The organism is Tardiphaga sp. 37S4, from assembly GCF_021044645.1.
GTDB lineage: Bacteria > Pseudomonadota > Alphaproteobacteria > Rhizobiales > Xanthobacteraceae > Tardiphaga > Tardiphaga robiniae.
On sequence record NZ_CP088008.1, the window covers coordinates 5,434,439 to 5,448,260 of the forward strand.

Here is a 13,822-nt window from a genome sequence, read left to right on the forward strand (position 1 = left end):
GCCCCGCGGACATAGGTACTCCAAAGCCTTCAAAAAGCCTTTCCCGGATTCGTTAAACTGCAATGGATCTCAAGAAAGTTCGCGCCTTGGTTGAAAATAAATCCGTGCAAGAGTCGTCGGGCGTAACGTCTTCTTTACCAACCGACGGACTCGCTTCGGTCGAGTACGATATCTTCCGCGCATGTAACGAAGCGCGGCGGGACCGCAGTTCTGTGACGTTGATCGCGGTGTCGAAGACGTTCGAGGCTGACGCAATTGCGCCCGTGATCCAGTCCGGTCAGCGTGTGTTCGGCGAAAATCGCGTCCAGGAGGCAAAATCCAAATGGCCGGCGTTAATCGCCACTCAACCCGCGATTGCGTTGCATTTGATAGGGCCTTTGCAGTCCAACAAGGCCAAGGAAGCGGTCGCCTTGTTCGATGCGATTCACTCGGTCGATCGACCGAGCATTTGCGAAGCGTTAAGCAAGGAGATGAAGGCGCAGCAGCGGACGCCGCAGCTCTTCGTACAGCTCAACACCGGTGAGGAGCCGCAAAAGGCCGGTATCGCGCCGGGCGAGGCTGATGATTTCCTGGCGCGTTGCCGCGATACCTATGGGCTGACGATTTCCGGACTGATGTGCATTCCGCCGGTTAACGATGCGCCGGCACCGCATTTCGCGCTGACAGCGAAGATCGCTGCACGCAACGGGCTCACGCAATTATCCATGGGAATGAGCGCCGACTTCGCCATCGCCATCCAGTTCGGCGCAACTCATGTGCGCGTCGGCTCGGCGATTTTCGGACGTCGCTAGGCCAGAGGCCTAGCCGATAACGATCTTCGTCTTCGGTCCGATCCGGGCCAGCAGCCGCAGCATGGCTGGCTTGGTCATGGCCACGCAGCCCGCGGTCGGCGCGAATTTTGGGCGCGCCAGATGCAGGAACACCGCGCTCCCCCGTCCGGCGATCCGCGGCCGGGTGTTCTGGTCAATCTCGATGATGAAATCGTAGAGATGATCCTCGCGGGCCAGTCGGTCGCCGTCATGACCACGATCGAGCCGCACAGGCCGATTGTAGTGCCGATCAGACGGATCCTCGCACCAGCCATCCATCGGCGTGATGGGGCGGATCGGCAGAAAGCTACGCGGACGTGGATTGCGGTCGGCTCGCCACCATAGGCGGATGGGGCGAAACGTCCCAAGCGGCGTTCCGCCATCTCCTTCGCGTTTGTTCGCCTTGATTCCGCCGCGGCCGAGCGCGACGGGTATGGTTGCGTGATCGGTCGTCAGCCATCCACGGAGTCTGTCTCCGGCTGACGCGCGAATGTGAACCATAGTTAGCGGTCGATCACGCAAGCTTGTTCGATAAGTGTCTGAAATAACGGGACTTCCCATCCGAATCGCGAACTCCGCCTTGCTATTTACCGCAAATGTTCTATTTCGCGCTGCAGCAGTACATTCGCCGGGAATGTCGCTGATTTTGCGCTAGAATATGCAGTAACGGCGAAGCCTGTCACGATTTCTGGCCCACTGTTTCAGCGCGGCGAACAACGCTCCGCCGCAGCCGTTCAAAGGATTGTCGCAATGCCCAATGCCCGCAAGATCTTGATCGTGGATGACGATACTGATTTGCGCGAGGCGCTGGTCGAGCAGCTGTCGCTGCACGAAGAGTTCGAGGCCTCCGCTGTCGACACCGGCGCCAAGGGCGCTACTGCAGCCAAGGCCAATTCCCCCGATCTGGTGCTGATGGATGTCGGCCTGCCCGACACGGACGGTCGCGAAGTCGTGCGCAGCCTGCGCAAGGGTGGCTTCAAGGCGCCGATCATCATGCTGACCGGGCATGACACCGATTCCGACACCATTCTCGGTCTGGAATCCGGCGCCAATGATTATGTCGCCAAGCCATTCCGCTTTGCTGTGCTGTTGGCGCGTATTCGTGCGCAGCTCCGTCAGCACGAAGCCAGCGAAGATGCCGTCTTCACCGTCGGTCCCTATAGCTTCCGGCCTGGCTCCAAGATGCTCACCGGTGCCAATGCCAAGAAGGTCCGCCTGACCGAGAAGGAAACGGCGATCCTGCGCTTCCTGTACCGCGCCGGGCAGTTGCCGGTGTCGCGCGAGACGTTGCTGCAGGAAGTCTGGGGCTACAATTCCGGCGTCACCACGCACACGCTGGAAACGCACATCTATCGGCTGCGTCAGAAGATCGAGAAGGACGCTGCCAATCCTGAAATCCTGGTGACGGAAGCCGGTGGCTACAAGTTGGTGCCGTGATACGATTCGGGAGCCGATTCGCCATTAGCTGTTCGGTATCCTCCTTTGCGCGTCCCGATCACACGGTTCTGCATGTCGATCGATGATGATGTAGCCCTGCTTGAGCGCGTCCCGACATTGCGCCTGTTGGGTATCGCCGCTTTGCGCGTGATCGCGATCGGTTCCGAGCAGCAGGAATTTGCGCGGGGCTCGGTGTTGTTTCGGCAGGGCGACGATGCCGATTGCGGCTACGTCGTCCAGAACGGCGCATTCCGCATCAGCCTCGACGACGGCAGCGATCATGAAGTGATCGCAGGCCCCGGCACATTGATGGGCGAACTTGCATTACTGGTGGCGATGCAGCGGCCCTCGACGGCGGTCGCCACGGAATATTCCAGCACGATCCGGATCACACGCAGCCTGTTTCAGCGCGTGCTTGACAGCGATCCCGCGGCCGCGCGCCGTCTGCGTGACGACATGGCGACTCGCGTCAGTCAGCTCGCCAGCGACGTGACGCTGATCGGCGCCAAGCTCAGCCAGTAACTGATATCAAAGCTCCAGCACCGTCGTGACCGGGACGTGATCCGATGGTCGCTCCCAGCCGCGTGCATCTGACGTGACGGTGAAGTCGCGGATCGAATCTTTTAGCGCGGACGACACCCAGATGTGATCGAGGCGGCGGCCGCGATTCGACACCGCCCAGTCGGCGGCGCGGTAGCTCCACCACGTGTAGATCTTTTCCGACAGTGGAATGCGTTCGCGCGCGACGTCGATCCAGTTGCCCTCGCTCTGCACGGCGAGCAGCTTTTCGCATTCGATCGGCGTATGCGACACGATCTTCAGCATCTGCTTGTGCGACCACACGTCATTCTCATGCGGTGCTACGTTGAGATCGCCGACCAGGATATGACGCGCATCGCCGCGCGGATGCAGCGGCTCGCAGGTCTTCATCTCGTCGAGGAACGAGAGCTTGTGCGCGAACTTCGCATTCACGTCCGGATCCGGAACGTCGCCGCCGGCAGGCACATAGAAATCATGCACGATCAGCGGCACGGCCATGCCCGCCTTTTCGCCGAACGATACCGAGATGTGGCGTGAGTCCAGATTGTTGCAGAACACGCGGATGTCGCTGCTCTCGAATGGAAGTTTCGAGACGATGGCGACGCCGTGATAGCCCTTCTGCCCGTTCAGCACGACATGGTCATAACCGAGCTGTTTGAAGCGCTTGAGCGGAAAGGCATCGTCCGGGCACTTGGTTTCCTGCAGACACAGCACATCCGGCTGCATCTCTTCGAGAAACTTGGCGACAAGGTCGATGCGCAATCGCACCGAATTGATATTCCAGGTGGACAGGGAAAAACGCATGGAAATCCGATGGTGAGACGGCGCAAGCGCGCCTGCTCATCATGAGGGCATCACCTGCAGCGAAAACTAATTCGCGCCGCTGGTGGGATACTTGGTGAAGTCGATCTTGAACAGCCCCGGGTCGGGCTTTTTCGCGGTATCGAGATTGTAGATCGCGACCGTGGTGTCATAGCCCTGCGGGTCGGTGACGGTCCACTGCTTGAGCTGTCCATCCTTGGTGCCGACCATCAGCATCAGGCGCGAGGTGCCGACCAGCGCGTTCTTTTCCTCAATGGTCACCGACGTATAGAGGTCGTCAGCGCTGACGGCGACCACATTGGTGTCCTTCATCAGATCGATGCGATCGGACAGCAGATAGCGCAACGGTGTCTGCGACAGCGGGTAGATGTCCTGGGTTGCCAGCTTGGAATCGCGGACGGCGAGCGACTGGCCGTCGGACACCATGGCGATGGTCGTCGGTGCATCATATTCGAAACGGACCTTGCCGGGCTTCTGGATGAAGAAGTCACCGGTGGTGCGGCTGCCGTCCGGGCCCACCTGAACAAAGTTACCGCTCAGATTGCTGAGCGATGACAGATAGCTGCTGACCTTGCTCGCCTGCGCCTTCTGATTGGCGTCGAAGCTCATGAAAATGCTGGCGGGAACGTTGCGGCGCGGATCCGGAATGATTGGATTCGGTGGCGTGGATGTCGTCGCCGATGTCTTGGGTGCGATTGCAACTGGCGGCCGAACGGCCTGGGGCTCGGAGGCCGACATCTGGAAACTGCCATTGCTGCGCGCCTGCGGTGCAGGTCGCGGCAATGGGATTGACTGGGCATGGGCCGAGGGCGCCACAATGGCGGCGACAAACGTCGCGACGAGGCCGGCTGCGCCGATGCGCAGGAAAGACCGGTCTGCGGCGTGATGGGTCGGGCGTCTCATCAAGGCGTCGTCCTGCTCGGCGGGTTCGGCGCATTTTACCGCGCTTTGCGTCAGAATGGGTACCGGTTTTGCGGTCCGGCCGGTGGTCTCTTGCGCCCCCGCCGCGGCTGGCGCCGCCAGCGCAGGCGCTAACCCGGAGCTGTGGCGATTTCGCGACTCAAAAGCGGGATTGTCCATCGGCGGGGTCAAACTCTCAGAACCCGCTTTCTTCTTCTTCGATCAGAATCTCGCGTTTACCGGCATGGTTGGGCTGACCGACGATGCCTTCGTTTTCCATGCGCTCGATGAGCGACGCTGCGCGATTGTAACCGATCTGCAGCCGGCGCTGGATGTAGCTGGTCGACGCCTTCCGGTCGCGCTTCACGATGGCAACGGCTTGCTGGAACAGATCGCCACCACCGCCATCGGCACCCATGCCGGTCGAATCGAATACCGCGCCGTCCTCGCCCTCTTCCGGTTCTTCGGCGGTGACCGCCTCGAGATATTCCGGCTCGCCCTGCGTCTTCAGGTGGCGCACCACCTTCTCGACTTCCTCGTCCGACACGAAAGGACCGTGTACGCGCGAGATGCGGCCGCCGCCAGCCATATAGAGCATGTCGCCGCGGCCGAGCAGTTGTTCGGCGCCCATCTCACCCAGGATGGTGCGGCTGTCGATCTTCGACGTGACCTGGAAGGAGATACGCGTCGGGAAGTTCGCCTTGATCGTGCCGGTGATGACGTCCACCGACGGACGCTGCGTGGCGAGGACGACGTGGAGACCGGCGGCGCGTGCCATCTGCGCGAGACGCTGCACCAGGCCTTCGATGTCCTTGCCGGCGACCATCATCAGGTCGGCCATTTCGTCGACAATGATGACGATATAGGGCAACGGCGCGAGATCGAGTTTCTCTTCCTCGTAGATCGCCTTGCCGGTTTCCTTGTCGAAGCCGGTGTGAACGGTGCGCGAGAGCTCCTCGCCCTTGGCCTTGGCTTCCACGAGGCGCGCATTGTAGCCGTCGATATTGCGGACGCCGAGCTTGGCCATGCGCTTGTAGCGCTCTTCCATCTCGCGCACGGCCCATTTCAGCGCGACGACGGCCTTCTTCGGATCGGTCACGACCGGCGTCAGCAGATGCGGGATGCCGTCATAGACGGAGAGTTCGAGCATCTTCGGATCGACCATGATCAGGCGGCACTGATCCGGCCGCAGCCGGTAGACCAGGCTGAGAATCATGGTGTTGATCGCGACTGATTTGCCCGAACCGGTGGTACCGGCGATCAGCATATGCGGCGTGCGCGCAAGATCGATGATGATGGACTCGCCGCCGATATTCTTGCCGAGGCAGAGCGGGAGCTTGATGCTGCCGTCATTGGTGTCCTGCACGGTCAGCAGTTCGCGCAAGTAGACGTTTTCGCGATGGGCGTTCGGCAGCTCGATGCCGATGGCGTTGCGACCGGGGACAACGGCGACGCGGGCGGACAGCGCGCTCATGGAGCGCGCGATGTCGTCGGCAAGGCCGATCACGCGCGACGACTTGATGCCGGGTGCGGGTTCGAGTTCGTACAGCGTGACGACGGGGCCGGGATTGGCTTTGACGATTTCGCCGCGCACGCCGAAGTCCTGCAGCACGCCTTCCAGCGCGCGCGAATTGGCTTCGAGTTCGGCCTTGCTGAGCGGCTTGCGATCGGCGGCCTTCGGCGCGGTGAGCATGCCGACGGAGGGCAGTTCGAACTTGCCGTTGGATTTGCGCACCGGCTCCTTGGCCGAGGATTTCTTGCGCGCCTTCGGGGCGGGCTCCTCTTCCTCTTCTTCCTCGTAGTCGTGCTCTTCGTCCTCGTCGTGATCGCTCTCGTCTTCGTCATGCGGTGCGATGGAGGGACTGTTGCGACGACCGCCGAGGTTCGGTTCCTGACGTTCGAAGGAGGCCGCCCGCGCCTTGGGCTCGCTCGCGACCATCTTGCCGTAGACCAACGAGAGCAAACGGCCGAGACGCGCCTTCGCGCTCATCACGGCATGCGCCGCCCAGCCAAGCGAGACCGAGATCGAGCTGCGATCGCGGGTTTCGTCTTCCTCGAATGGCTCGTCGTCTTCCTCGATATCGATCTCGGCAAACTCTTCCTTCGCTTGCGCGCCATAGCCGCAGGCGATCAAGAAAGTCACGATCATCGCCGCGCAGAGAATAAAGCCGAGGACGAATCGATAGATGAAGCCGACGGGGCCGAAGACCACCGCGGGCGCGCGAAACAGCGCGTCGCCGACCACGCCACCGACGCCGGTCGGCAGCGGCCACGACCCGCCATGCTGCCAGCAGCTGGCAAAGCCTGATGCGATGATGGTGCAAAGGACCCAGCAACCGATGCGCAGTGCTTCGCGATCGAAATGCCGATGCGTCATCATCCGCCAGCCCCAGACGGCGATGGTGAGAATCATCATGATCGCGCCGAGGCCGAGGATCTGCATCAACAGATCGGCACCGATCGCGCCGGGATAACCGGCGACATTGCGGATCGCACGCGAGGTGGCATGGCTCAGGCTCGGGTCCTGCACGGACCACGTCATCATCGCTGCCGCCGCGACACCTGCGGCGCAGACCAGGCCAAAGCCCGCCAGTTCACGCAGCCGTCGTCCCAGCATCTCGCGAATCGACGCGGGCAGATGGCCGACGAGAGGAATGACGCGTTCGATCGTGGTGCTCATACCGGAGTGCTCATGCGCCCTGCATCAATCCAGGATCTTCAATTCAAAATCTTCACCAGCCGATGCAAAGCCTCGGCTGTCGTTTCACTGTCCTGCACCATGGCCAAACGAATATAGCCGGCGCCGGGATTGCTGCCGTCGGCCTGCGGGCGCGCCAGATAACTTCCGGGCACCACGCGCACGCCGCCATCGCGATACAGTCTCACGGCTGCCTCTTCGTCGCCGCCATATGCGGAGACATCGAGCCACAGACAGAAGCCGCCAGCCGGGCGCTTGTAGCCGTAGCGATTGCCGAGGATCTGATCCGCAAGATCGAACTTCAGGCGGTAGAGCCTGCGATTCTCTTCCACATGTGCTTCGTCGCTATAGGCGGCAACCGCGACCTGCTGCAGCGGCACCGGGACCTGCGGTGCGGCCACATTGCGCAGTTCGTGAAATGCGCCGAGGAATTTCTTGTCGCCGGCGACGAAGCCGACGCGCATGCCGGGCAGGTTCGAGCGCTTAGACAGCGACTGGAACGCAACGACATTGGCATAGTCGGGTCCGGCTGACGCCAGCATGCTGCCGGGCGCGGCCTGTGTGTAGATTTCCGAATAGCATTCGTCGGACAGCACGATGAAACCGTAGCGCAGCGCGAGGTCGTGCAGCTTCTTGAAGTAAGCGGGCGTCGCGACGGCGCCTTGCGGGTTGGCCGGCGATGCGACGTACATCGCCACCGTGCGCGCCAGCGTGGCCTCATCGAGTGCGTCGAGATCGGGAAGGAAGCCGTTGGCCACTGTGGTCGGCATGAAGATCGGCTCGCAACCCGCGGCGCGCGCACCGGCGCCGTAGGCTGGATAGAACGGATTTGGCAGCAGGATCGCCGGCGTGCCTTTACGCGGGCCGACAAAGCGCGCGGCCGTGATCGCGGCGAAGAACAGGCCTTCACGGCTGCCATTCAACACCAGTATTTCGGTTTCCGGATCGAGGTCGCGCGGGAGATTGAAGCGCGTACCCATCCACGTCGCGGCGGCGCGGCGGAATGGCTCAATGCCCTTGGCGATCGGATAGCGGCCGAAATCGGCGGTGTGTTTGGCGAGGACCGGTCCGACGAAATCCGGCACCGGGTGCTGCGGTTCGCCCAATGACAGTGTGATCAGCGGTTGGCCGGGCTGATACGGCGCCAGCAATTCCGTCAGCCGCGCAAACGGCGAACGCTCGCCATCGGGCCCAGCCGAGGTCCGGCTGCCAGCGCCTTGCGCCGCGGAAGGAGGAGCGGTGAGTGCCATCAGGAAAACGCCAGTACTTTCAAGGCAGCCGATCGCCCCATGAGATCGGCCGAAACGAGATCAAACCACCATAGATACGGCGAGGTTAAGACGCGATTAACCATCGAGGGGCCGGCCTTGCTATCACGTGTTCGGCGGCCGTCCAGGCCTACACAGGGATCAGAATGGCCCCCCAAAAAAGTGAAAGGCCCCAGCTTGCGCTGGAGCCCTTCGACGGTTGGGACATTGCCGGGTAGTGCCCCAACCGATCCCTTCGTGAGCATCCCGGATCGATGATCCGGGACGGCTCGTGACGCTTACATGTTGTAGGCGCGTTCGGTGTGCTCGGTGACGTCGAGGCCTTCGCGCTCGACTTCAACATTGACGCGGAGACCGACGATCACGTCGACGACCTTGAACAGGATCGCCGAACCGACGCCTGACCACACCAACGTGGTCGCGACAGCCTTACACTGCGCGATCATCTGGGTGACCATGTCGTAGTCGCCGATCTTGCCGGCGACGTAGTCCATGACGCCCGTGCCGCCGAGGGCCGGGTTGACCAGGATGCCGGTGCCGAGCGCGCCGATGATGCCGCCGACGCAATGGACGCCGAACACATCGAGCGAGTCGTCATAGCCAAGGGAGTTCTTCACGACGGTGCAGAAGAACAGGCAGACGACGCCTGCGACCAGACCGAGAACCATCGCGCCCATCGGACCCGAGAAGCCGCAAGCCGGGGTGACGGCGACGAGGCCGGCAACCGCGCCCGATGCTGCGCCGAGCAGCGACGGGTGACCCTTGGTCATCCACTCCGCGAACATCCAGGCCATCGCCGCAACCGCAGTTGCGAGGAAGGTGTTGGTCATCGCGAGAGCGGCAGTGCCCGAGGCTTCGAGGTTCGAACCGACGTTGAAGCCGAACCAGCCAACCCACAGCAGGGACGCGCCGATCATGGTCATGGTCAGCGAGTGCGGAGCCATCAGCTCCTTGCCGTAGCCGGTGCGCTTGCCGATGATCAGGCAGCCCACGAGGCCAGCAATACCGGCGTTGATGTGAACGACGGTGCCGCCAGCGAAGTCGAGAGCGCCCCACAGGAACACCTGGCCGGCATCGGCCATGACTTCATCAAGCTTGGCCTGAGCCGCAGCCTTCGCATCGGGAGCCGCAGCCGCTACAGCCTTGGCGGCTGCAACGATGGCGTCCGGACCAGCCCAGTACCAGACCATGTGCGCGATCGGGAAGTAGATCAACGTCACCCAGAGCGGGATGAACAGTGCAATCGCGGCGAACTTGGTGCGTTCTGCAAAGGCGCCGACGATCAGGCCGGGTGTAATGGCGGCAAAGGTCATCTGGAAGCAGAAGTAGACGAGTTCCGAGATGTTGGCGTCTGCGGTGAACGAAGCAGCCATCGAGTCAGGCGTCACGCCGGCGAGGAACGCCTTCGAGAAGCCACCGATATAGGCCGAACCGCCAGTGAACGTGATGCTGTAGCCGTAGAGAGCCCAGATCACCATCACGATGCAAGCGGTGTAGAGGACCTGCATCAACACCGAGAGCATGTTCTTGGAACGAACGAGGCCGCCATAGAACAGGGCGAGACCCGGGACGGTCATCAACAGAACCAGCACCGTCGAGGTCATCATCCAGGCGTTATCGCCCTTGTTGACCGTCGGATCGGCGTAAGCCGCAGTTGCGGCGAACAGGCCAACGGCGAGTGCCGCCAATCCCGCGCCAGAGGGACGCTTAAACGTCATTGTGTTTGACTCCTGATTGAAGAATGGGTGAGCGCGAAATCCGAGGAATTCGACTTAGAGGGCTGCAGCATCGGCCTCGCCGGTGCGGATGCGAACCGCGTGGTCGAGGTTGATGACGAAGATCTTGCCGTCGCCGATCTGGCCGGTCTTGGCGGCGGTGGTGATGGCTTCGATGGTCTTGTCGACCTGATCGGAAGCGACAGCCACCTCGATCTTGATCTTGGGCAGGAAGCTCACCGCATATTCAGCGCCGCGATAAATTTCCGTATGGCCCTTCTGTCGGCCATATCCTTTGACTTCCGTCACCGTCAAACCATGAACGCCAATGGCGGTCAGGGCATCACGGACTTCCTCAAGCTTGAATGGCTTGATGATCGCCATAACAATTTTCATGGGTCCTATCCCCGCTTGGGCCCGACCGAAAACCGACCGGGCGATCTCGACTGAGGTTCACCACGCGGAGAAGTTCACTACGCGGGCACAGCCAGACCAGATAGAATCAAATGCCGTGCCAGATCGGCGGAATTCTCTAACGGTTTATGAATCCCCAGCTTTTCGCGTTTCTCACGTGATGAGACAGAGTGCGCTATTCGGTCGCGCCCAAACTCTAGTCAATCCTGCTCAAAAGGGAAGCATGACAGGCTCTCGACATATTCCTGCTTAGGCGGCGGGCAGCCCAGAGGTGCCCAAATACGTCAATCCGAGGCAAAAAACTCGAAATTGTCTAATCTGCAGGCCTTCCAACTGGCGCGCGTGGAATTGACATGGTTCAACCGGGCAAGGCCGTAGAGCCCTTCGGGCGTATTCGAGCGGACTGTGAGAGCAGCTCTGGCTGAAAGCCCAGTGGGCGCTGGCTTATTGCCTAAAGCGCGTCGCTGTCGGTCTCGCCGGTGCGGATACGCAGGGCGTGGTCGATCGGGGTTACGAAGATCTTGCCGTCGCCGATCTGGCCGGTCCGGGCTCCGGTGGAGATGACCTCGACCGCCTTGGCCGCGAGGTCGGACGCCACAGCGATTTCGAGGCGCAGTTTGGGCAGGAAATTCACGATATACTCGGCGCCGCGATACATCTCGGTATGGCCCTTCTGCCGGCCATAGCCCTTCACTTCGGTCACCGTCATGCCGTGGACGCCGATGGCCGTCAGAGCCTGACGCACTTCATCGAGCTTGAAGGGTTTGATGATCGCGACCACGAGCTTCATGCAGGATTCCTCTTCGGGGGCGGTGTACGACCCTGCTTACGCAATCAGACAGCTTTATGCCATCCCCGTTGGCATGGCGCGTGGAAATTGGGCGGCGACCCTGCCATCGGGGTGGGCCGTTTGCACGCCAAGACGGCGAAGCGGGATTCATGGCTGGAAGCGGAGCAACTTACGTCGCCGGCTTCTCGCGGCGCTCGCGCACTGAGCCTTCCTGCGCCACGGTCGCCACCAGCGTGCCGTCGGGCTTGAAGATCAGGCCGCGCGCGAGGCCGCGACCGTTCTGGGCGCTCGGCGAATCCTGACTGTAGAGCAGCCATTCGTCGGCGCGGAACGGGCGGTGAAACCACATGGCGTGATCGAGACTGGCCGCCATCGCCTGACCGTCGAACAAAGTGCGGCCATAGCGGGCCATGATGGAATCGAGCAGCGAAAAGTCCGACGCATAGGCCAGCGCGCACATATGGAGCGCCGGATCGTCCGGCAGCTTCGCGGCGGTACGAATCCAGAAATTAATCCGGCCCTCCGGAATCTTCTCGCCAGCATAACGCTGGAATTCCACCGGACGCAGCTCGATCGGCCGGTCGGACTCGTAATAACGGCGGATGAAATCGGGCATCTTCTCGATGATCGGATGTTTCGACAGCTCTTCCGCGGTGAGCTTGTCCGGCGGTGGCACGTCCGGCATCGGATCCTGGTGGTTGAACGAGTCCTCCTCCTCGGCGTGGAACGACACCATCATCGAGAAGATCGCGTGGCCATGCTGGATCGCGGTGACACGCCGGGTCGAATAGCTCTTGCCGTCGCGCAGGCGCTCGACCTCGTAGACGATCGGAATCTGCGGGTCGCCGGGCAGAATGAAATAACAATGCAGCGAATGCGGCATGCGGCCTTCGACGGTGCGGCACGAAGCCACCATGGCCTGGCCGATCACCTGGCCGCCGAACACCCGCTGCCAGCGCGTTTTCGGGCTGCGCCCGCGGAACATGTTCACCTCGATGGTCTCGAGATCGAGGATATCGATCAGATCGATCAGGCTCTTGGACATGTCGGCATCTTTCGCTCAGCGGCAATATTAAGGGAGGTTTACCAAGACCTTGGCCGTGCAGGCCCCGGTCCCATTGCCGCCCTTGTTTCGCGATCCTGTTTCGCCCAGCTATAAGCGCGTGGCAACAGCGAGAACGGATATCATGGCGGCACAACGAGGCATTGTCATCGGCGGCGGAGCCTTCGCCGGACTGGCGCTGGCTTTGGCGTTGCGGCAGGGGCTTGGCCCCGATCTGCCGATCATTGTCGCCGATCCCGCGCTGGCGAACCGGCCGAGCCGCGATCCGCGCGCCACGGCCATCGTTGCTGCCTGTCGGCGGCTGTTTGATGCTCTCGGTGTCTGGGATGCCGTGGCTGCCGAAAGCCAGCCGATTCTCGACATGGTCGTCACCGATTCCAAGCTGGAAGACGCCACCCGTCCGACCTTCCTGACCTTCGGCGGTCATGTGGAGCCGGGCGAGCCGTTCGCACATATGGTTGAGAATCGCCGGTTGATCGACGAACTCGTGATCCGCGCCGAAGCGGCGGGCGTCGACCTGCGTGCGACCGCGGTGACGACATTCGATTCACGGGCCGACGGTGTCAGCGTCACGCTCGGTGATGGCAGCGTGATTGAAGCAGCACTTCTTGTCGCCGCCGATGGCGCGCGCTCGAAGCTACGCGAGCGTGCGGGCATCGCGACCCATGGCTGGGATTATGACCAGTCCGGTATCGTCGTCACGGTCGGCCATGAGCGCGATCATGACGGACGTGCCGAAGAACACTTCCTGCCCGCCGGGCCGTTTGCAATTCTGCCTTTGACTGGCAAGCGTTCGTCGCTGGTGTGGACCGAGAAGCGCGCGGAAGCCGCGCGCATCGTCGCTTTGCCGGATGATGAATTCCATGCCGAGCTCGAGCAGCGGTTCGGCCTGCACCTCGGCGAGGTCAAAGCGCTCGACAAGCCGCGGGCCTTTCCGCTCGGCTATTTCGTCGCGCGCTCCTTCATCGGCGAACGGCTGGCGCTGATCGGCGACGCTGCGCATGTGATCCATCCGATCGCGGGGCAGGGACTCAATATGGGTCTGAAGGATGTCGCGGCATTGGCAGAAACCATCGTTGATGCTGCACGTCTTGGGATGGATTTCGGCCAGAGCGATGTCTTGGAGCGCTACCAGCGCTGGCGCCGCTTCGACACCATGACAATGGGTGTCGCCACCAACGTGCTGAACGTCCTGTTCTCGAACGATCTGCCCTTCGTGCGCAGCATCCGCGACATCGGTCTCGGCATCGTCGATCGGTTGCCGCCGCTGAAGGGCGCGTTCATCAAGCAGGCTGCGGGATTGTCGGGGGAAGTGCCGCGGCTGTTGAAGGGCGAGGCACTGTAGGCAGCACGTCATGCGGTTATG

13 protein-coding genes are annotated in these 13,822 nt (G+C 61.9%); 4 read left to right on the plus strand and 9 right to left on the minus strand.

Annotated features, from left to right (window positions below; all coding sequences use genetic code 11):
• The first annotated feature begins 62 nt into the window (after nucleotides 1–62).
• Nucleotides 63–791, plus strand: coding sequence for a YggS family pyridoxal phosphate-dependent enzyme (locus LPB73_RS25785; protein ID WP_089263137.1), 729 nt, complete (start codon nucleotides 63–65; stop codon nucleotides 789–791).
• Nucleotides 792–800: 9 nt separating this feature from the next.
• Here LPB73_RS25785 and LPB73_RS25790 read toward each other — a convergent pair whose 3' ends face one another.
• Nucleotides 801–1,310: a L,D-transpeptidase family protein gene (locus LPB73_RS25790; RefSeq protein ID WP_414716827.1), complete on the minus strand. Its 510-nt coding sequence runs from the start codon at nucleotides 1,308–1,310 to the stop codon at nucleotides 801–803.
• A 249-nt stretch (nucleotides 1,311–1,559) separates the two neighbouring features.
• Here LPB73_RS25790 and LPB73_RS25795 point away from each other — a divergent pair, with 249 nt between their 5' ends.
• Both LPB73_RS25795 and LPB73_RS25800 read left to right on the plus strand, forming a co-directional pair.
• Entirely contained in the window at nucleotides 1,560–2,246 is a 687-nt protein-coding gene (locus tag LPB73_RS25795) for a response regulator transcription factor (RefSeq protein ID WP_068730214.1), read from the plus strand.
• Between the two features lie 72 nt (nucleotides 2,247–2,318).
• On the plus strand, nucleotides 2,319–2,768 hold the full coding sequence (locus tag LPB73_RS25800; protein WP_089263672.1) for a cyclic nucleotide-binding domain-containing protein: 450 nt from the start codon (nucleotides 2,319–2,321) through the stop codon (nucleotides 2,766–2,768).
• A 6-nt stretch (nucleotides 2,769–2,774) separates the two neighbouring features.
• On the opposite strand, the gene LPB73_RS25805 is transcribed toward LPB73_RS25800, so the two are convergent.
• The 8 genes from LPB73_RS25805 to tesB all read right to left on the minus strand — a co-directional run bounded on the left by LPB73_RS25805 (nucleotide 2,775) and on the right by tesB (nucleotide 12,438).
• Entirely contained in the window at nucleotides 2,775–3,590 is an 816-nt protein-coding gene (locus LPB73_RS25805; protein WP_231078650.1) for an exodeoxyribonuclease III, read from the minus strand.
• A 66-nt stretch (nucleotides 3,591–3,656) separates the two neighbouring features.
• The gene (locus tag LPB73_RS25810) at nucleotides 3,657–4,511 is read right to left on the minus strand and encodes an outer membrane lipoprotein carrier protein LolA (RefSeq protein ID WP_309941581.1); all 855 of its coding nucleotides are present in this window, start codon (nucleotides 4,509–4,511) and stop codon (nucleotides 3,657–3,659) included.
• Nucleotides 4,512–4,704: 193 nt separating this feature from the next.
• A complete protein-coding gene (locus tag LPB73_RS25815) occupies nucleotides 4,705–7,188 on the minus strand; it encodes a DNA translocase FtsK (protein WP_231078651.1) in 2,484 nt (827 codons plus the stop codon).
• A 38-nt stretch (nucleotides 7,189–7,226) separates the two neighbouring features.
• A complete protein-coding gene (locus LPB73_RS25820) occupies nucleotides 7,227–8,456 on the minus strand; it encodes an aminotransferase class I/II-fold pyridoxal phosphate-dependent enzyme (RefSeq protein WP_231078652.1) in 1,230 nt (409 codons plus the stop codon).
• Nucleotides 8,457–8,752: 296 nt separating this feature from the next.
• Nucleotides 8,753–10,192, minus strand: coding sequence for an ammonium transporter (locus LPB73_RS25825; RefSeq protein WP_089263149.1), 1,440 nt, complete (start codon nucleotides 10,190–10,192; stop codon nucleotides 8,753–8,755).
• 54 nt (nucleotides 10,193–10,246) lie between these two features.
• Entirely contained in the window at nucleotides 10,247–10,585 is a 339-nt protein-coding gene (locus tag LPB73_RS25830; protein WP_068730208.1) for a P-II family nitrogen regulator, read from the minus strand.
• Between the two features lie 469 nt (nucleotides 10,586–11,054).
• Nucleotides 11,055–11,393, minus strand: a complete 339-nt coding sequence (locus tag LPB73_RS25835) for a P-II family nitrogen regulator (protein WP_089263151.1) — start codon at nucleotides 11,391–11,393, stop codon at nucleotides 11,055–11,057.
• 169 nt (nucleotides 11,394–11,562) lie between these two features.
• On the minus strand, nucleotides 11,563–12,438 hold the full coding sequence (gene tesB, locus LPB73_RS25840; protein ID WP_089263153.1) for an acyl-CoA thioesterase II: 876 nt from the start codon (nucleotides 12,436–12,438) through the stop codon (nucleotides 11,563–11,565).
• 142 nt (nucleotides 12,439–12,580) lie between these two features.
• Between tesB and LPB73_RS25845 the strand changes: the two genes are divergently transcribed.
• Nucleotides 12,581–13,801: a ubiquinone biosynthesis hydroxylase gene (locus tag LPB73_RS25845; protein ID WP_089263155.1), complete on the plus strand. Its 1,221-nt coding sequence runs from the start codon at nucleotides 12,581–12,583 to the stop codon at nucleotides 13,799–13,801.
• The last annotated feature ends 21 nt before the right edge of the window (nucleotides 13,802–13,822 follow it).